Consider the following 5,323-nt stretch of genomic DNA (forward strand, 5'->3'; position numbering starts at 1 on the left):
CCGTCCGGCACGTCGGCCCCGGCTGCATCCGGGCCGGAGTGGAGGGCGTGAGAGGTGTTGTTGTGCCCGTTGTCAGGGGCAGCGGCGTCACGCTCCTCCGCGCTGGCCGGAGTTTGTTCATGGTCGCCGGCAACGGCCAGATCATCCGGAACGAACATGGGGCGCATGGCGCCCATACCCTGCATGTGCGGGGCTTCTCCGGTGCCGTGGATGGTTACGGTTACGGTGGTTTGGGCCGAACCGCCGTGTCCGTCAACCACGGTAACGGTGAATACGTCATCAAGCGTGTCGCCATCGTTGAGGGCCTTTACGGCGGCGGCGTCCTTGTGCAGCACATAGGTGTATGACCCGTCGGGGTTGAGATAGAATGTGCCGTACTGTCCTTCGGTGGTCTGGGCAACGGCCCTGGGCGTGTCCGACTTGTCCGGGTCAGCGATGACAAGCTGGCCGTACATGGCAGAAACGTCGTCCTCCGAGACTGAAAGGTAGGCCTGTTGCACTGTGGGCGCGTCATTGGAGCCGGTGATGGTGAAGGTCAGCGGTGTGGTGATCGATTTGCCGCTGGCGGTAACCTTGACCAGAAAAACGTCCGTGAAGGTTTCGCCTGCACCAAGTTTTTGGCTTTCGCTGATGCCATATGGCGAAAGGTTATAGTTGTAAGTGCCGTTGCTGTTGAGCGTAAGCGTGCCATACTGGCCTTCCGTACCGCTTTGGAGGGAAAAGGCGGGATTGGAGTAGCCGGGAATAAGCAGATTGCCCAGCAGGCTTGTTGTGCCGTCCAGCACTGTGGTGAGGCTGATGCTGCCCAGCAGGCCGCCTGTGATATTCATGGTCAGGGTATTGCTGGCGGTGGCGCCGTGCTCGTCAGTGACAGTGTAGGTGAACGTATCCTTGAGCGTGGCCCCCAGGGTAAGAAGCAGAACTGCCAGCAGACCGGTGTTGAGCTTGTAGGTGTATGAGCCGTCGGCATTCAGGCTGAACCAGCCGTAGCTGCCCGCCTCATTGCTTTTGGCAATAAAGGTGAGGGTATCGCTGGCGATATTGTCAAGCTTGTTGTCCGGATCCGTGGGGGTTGGCAGTTTGCCGCTGTGCAGGCTTGTATCGTTGCCGATGGCTGCTGTGGCGGGGCCGACGGAAGGCGCGTCATTGGTGCCGTTGATCGTGAAGGAAATGGTGCGCGCGGCTATGCCGCCATGCCCGTCGTTGGCCGCCACGGTAAAGCTTTCCACAAGCTTCTCGCCCTGCCCCAGTCCTTGCACGGCAGGCAGGTTGTTGTTGAGCGTATACACGTAGGTTCCGTTGCTGTTGAGCACAAAACTGCCGTACAGGCCGGTTACGTTCTGCGCCTGAAACACGGGTACGTCGCCCGCATCCACGTCAGTGACCGTAAGCGTGCCGGAGGACGTCAGAACGCTGTCTTCCTTGAGAGCAGTTGTAACAATGGGGGCAATGACGGGATTGTCGTTGGTTCCGTTGATCGTGATGACCATGCTGCTGGTGGATGTGGCGCCGTGCTGATCGGTGACGGTATAGGTGAAGGTTTCGGTAAGATGTTGGCCCGCGCCCAGTTGCTGGACGGCAGGCAGGGCGTTGTTGAGGCTGTAGGTATAGCTGCCGTCAGCCAGCAGGGTGAACGAGCCGTACTGGCCGGGGGTGGAGGGCTGAGCCAGAAAGCTCACCGTATCCCCGGCGTCCACATCCGCAGGCGTGGGAAGCGAGCCGCTGATGCCGGCCTGATCCTCATTGATGGCCGCCACGGCAGCGCTGACCTGCGGGGCGTCGTTCGTGCCGTGAATGGTGATGGTTATGGTGTTGGTGGCCGTGCCTCCGTGATTATCATACACCGTATAGGTAAAAACATCGGTCAGTTGTTGCCCGTAGGCCAAACTTTGCAAGCCGGGCGCTGCATAGTTCAATACGTAGGTATAGTTGCCGGCGGCATCCACGCTGAGGCTGCCGTACTGTCCGGGTGTGTTGTGCTGTTCAGTGAAGTTGAGGCTGTCATTGGCGTCCACGTCATGTGGAGTGGGCAGGGTTCCGCCCACAAGCCCCTGATGCTCGGTCAACGAGGCTGAAGAGGCTGCCACGGTGGGATTGTCGTTGGTTCCGTTGATGGTGATGGTCAGTGTTTTGCTGACGTTGCTCTGGCCGTCTGTGACGGTGAAAACAAATTGTTCTGTAAGCGTGTCACCTTGGCTAAGCGCCTGAACTTCCGGTCGCGTGCTGTCCAGAACGTAGCTGTAGTTGCCCTGGGCATCCAGGGTAAGCACCCCATAGGTCCCCACACTGCCTGCTTGCGGTATGAACTGCGGCACATCCCCCGCGTCCACATCATGCGGCGTCGGCAGAACGCCCATGAGCACAGGGCCGTCTTCGTCCGTCGTTGCTGTGGCGGCCGACACCGTGGGTACATCATTAGTGCCGTATATGGTTATGACAAGGCTGCCGGAAGCCGTACCTCCGTGACCGTCATCCACCGTGTAGGTGAGCGTTTCTGTCAGAAAATCGCCCGCACCCAACTGCTGGACGGCAGGCAGGCTGTTGTCCAGCGTGTAGATAAAGGTTCCATCGGCGTTGAGACTGAGGCTGCCGTAGAGTCCGGGCGTGTTGGTCTGCACCAGATACTGGGGAGAATCGCCAGCGTCGATATCCTGGGGAGTGGGCAAGGTGCCTGTGGTTTGATCTTGATCCTCAAGTATTGAGGTGGCCGCAGAGGGCACCGTGGGCGCGTCGTTGAGACCATGGATGGTAATGGTGACCGTGTTGGAGATGGTTCCGCCTTTACCGTCATCCATTGCGTAGGTGAATGTTTCTGTGAGCGTCTGGCCTGCTGCCAGCCCCTGTACGCTCGGCAGGGCGCTGTCCAACGTGTAGGCGTAGGCTCCGCCGGCATCAACGCTGAATGTTCCATATTGACCAGAAATGCCGTTTTGCGCCACAAACGACAGGTTGTGTCCAGCCGCATTCTGCGGGGTAGGAATTTGACCGCTAACGTCAGTGTCGTCTTCTGTCAGGCTGGCATAGGCTGCTATGGCGGTGGGCCCCGTGCCGCCGCCGGGTCCTGTTCCTTGACCGGGCCCCGTGCCGTCGTCAGGATCAGTTCCTCCACCGGGGTCAGTGCCGCCGCCGGGGCCTGTGCCGCCGCCGGGATTCGTGCCACCACCCGGATTAGTACCTCCACCGGGGCCAGTGCTGCCGCCCTGATTCGGATCTGTACCGGTATGGTGACCACCGCCCGATCTGCCCCCCAAGCCGCCACCGGAAAAAAACTTTCCGTCACCGGTATGGGAGAGGCCCTGGCCCACGGTCTCTCCATTGTCCGTCCCCGATCTGCCCCGTCGTATCATTTCGTCATTACCGTCAAGGCCGCCAAGGGAATCGACACCTTCCTGAAGAGCGTCATGCTCATGCCCCTGAAAAGAGGCGTTGCGCGTGGCGGCTATGCCCGCCTCGGGCATGCCTTCTTCACCCAGCGAGGAAAAAAATCCGGCAGGCGACATTTCCCGGCCATTGACGATGATGGCCGGGTGCGCGGCGGCCATCAGGCCTGCCAGGGATTGGTCCGTCCCCGCTGCCGCAAGCTGCACGGCGGGAAGAGGCGCGGGGTTCAGGTAATCTTCAAGAACCAGCCGGGAGCCGTCCTCGCGGGAGAAAACGAGATTATATCCCTCCAGCCCGACAAAAAGTCCCTGCATGGAGAAATTCAGTTCAATGCGTGACTGGTGCGAAAGGCCTTTAAGCACTATCTGATGCCCCGGAGGGGGCATGTACAGGGGGTGGGAAGCAAGCATATGCGCCTCGTGGTCTATCGTTCTCTCATGGCATTTTGCTGTGCCTTGAGCAGGGGTTTGAGCAGGTAGTCCAGTACGGTTTTTTTGCCGGAGATGATTTCCACCACGGCCACCATGCCGGGTATGATGGGCAGGTGCTCGTTGCGGTAGGTGATTTCATTCTTTTTGGTGCGCAATTTGACCAGATAGAAAAAATCATTCCTCTTGTCTTCGATGGTGTCGGCGCTGATCTGTTCCACCACGGCCTCAAGCCCGCCGTAGATGGAAAAATCATAGGCCGATATCTTGACGATGGCACGCTGTTCCGCGTGAATAAAAGCTATGTCTGCCGGGCGAACGCGGGCTTCTACCAGGAGTGTGTCGCCCAGAGGCACAATTTCCATGATGGGCTCGCCAGAGCGCACCACGCCACCTATGGTGTTGATGGCGACCCTTTTGACCGTACCCCGCACCGGAGCGCGCAGTTCTGTGCGGGTAACGCGGTCGCCTCCTGCCGAAAGCAGAGCCTGAAGCGAGGTCAGTTCTGTACGGCGCTTGTTAATTTCTGCTGATATTTCAGCCTCGTATTCAGCCTTGTGCAGGCCCAGCTTACGCTCGACCTCAAGGGCGGCTTCTTCAGCCTTGCCCAATGCGGCCGAAACCGCTTCGAGGTCGCCACGCAAGGTCACAACGCGCTGCTCCAGGTCGAGGTAGTCCACCCTGGGGTATAGTTTGCGCGCTTCCAGCGGCTTTGCCAGATCACGGCGTTCTTCGGCCAGGGCAAGGTTGTGCGCGATCTGGGTTTTGCGTCCGCGCTGCTCGTCCACATCTTTAAGGCGCTGTCTGTACTGCGAATTAAGCATCGCCATTTCTGAAAGGAATCTTTCGCGGCGGCTGTGGTACATCTCTTCCTGGTCAGCCACTATTTGCGGGGCAGAAGCCAGCAAATCCGCATCAAATACTGGAGGAACAGAGTTTTTTTCCGCTTCAAGGCGTATGAGGGCCACGCGGTTTTCCTGCGCCTTGGTCAGGGCGTCGGTGTACTGGCTGGCCGCGCCGAGATTGTCGAGGCGTGCAAGCGGCTGGTCTTTTTCAACTACCTGCCCCTCGCGAACCAGAACCTCACGCAAAATGCCGCCCTCAAGGTTCTGGATCACCTGGGTTCCGCTGGCGGCTACCACTTGCCCCTGACCGCGCGTTACTTCATCGATGGTGGCCCAGGACGCCCAGGCAACAAGAACGCACAGCAAAACGGCCGTGCCGAGAGAGAGGAACACGGCTTCCACCCTGCCTTTGCGTTGCAGTGCCGCATCCACCTTGCTCATATAGGGCAGTTGTTCTTCATCCTGTGCCGAAGCGAGGCCAAACAGCCGCCGCCATAAGTTCGTCAGGGCGCTCATAGTGCTCTCCCCATATCGGTTTCAGTCACGCCGCCGGAAGGCGTGGGGGGCGGTGCTGTCACTTGTTTTCCGGCGGTGCTTTCTTTCTCGCCCGCAGCGGTGCTGGCGGCGCTGTTCGCGGCTTGCTGTTCCTCGCCTGCAGGGCCGGGGGCC

2 protein-coding genes are annotated in these 5,323 nt (G+C 59.6%); both read right to left on the reverse strand.

From position 1 onward, the window contains the following. Positions 1-3,791: VCBS domain-containing protein (locus tag V6C16_RS07375; protein ID WP_333542957.1), on the reverse strand; the 3,791-nt coding region annotated here is incomplete at its 3' end. Between the two features lie 14 nt (positions 3,792-3,805). Beyond that, positions 3,806-5,170 carry an HlyD family type I secretion periplasmic adaptor subunit gene (locus V6C16_RS07380; protein ID WP_333536632.1) on the reverse strand — a complete coding sequence of 455 codons (1,365 nt, stop codon included), beginning with the start codon at positions 5,168-5,170 and terminating at the stop codon, positions 3,806-3,808. Between the last annotated feature and the right edge of the window lie 153 nt (positions 5,171-5,323).

This window comes from Desulfovibrio sp. 1188_IL3213, assembly GCF_036763145.1.
In the GTDB taxonomy this organism is placed as follows: domain Bacteria; phylum Desulfobacterota; class Desulfovibrionia; order Desulfovibrionales; family Desulfovibrionaceae; genus Desulfovibrio.

Bases quoted from the DNA above. Each gene is read 5' to 3' on its own strand.
- V6C16_RS07380 (WP_333536632.1), bottom strand. From the start codon at position 5,170: ATGAGCGCCCTGACGAACTTATGGCGGCGGCTGTTTGGCCTCGCTTCG.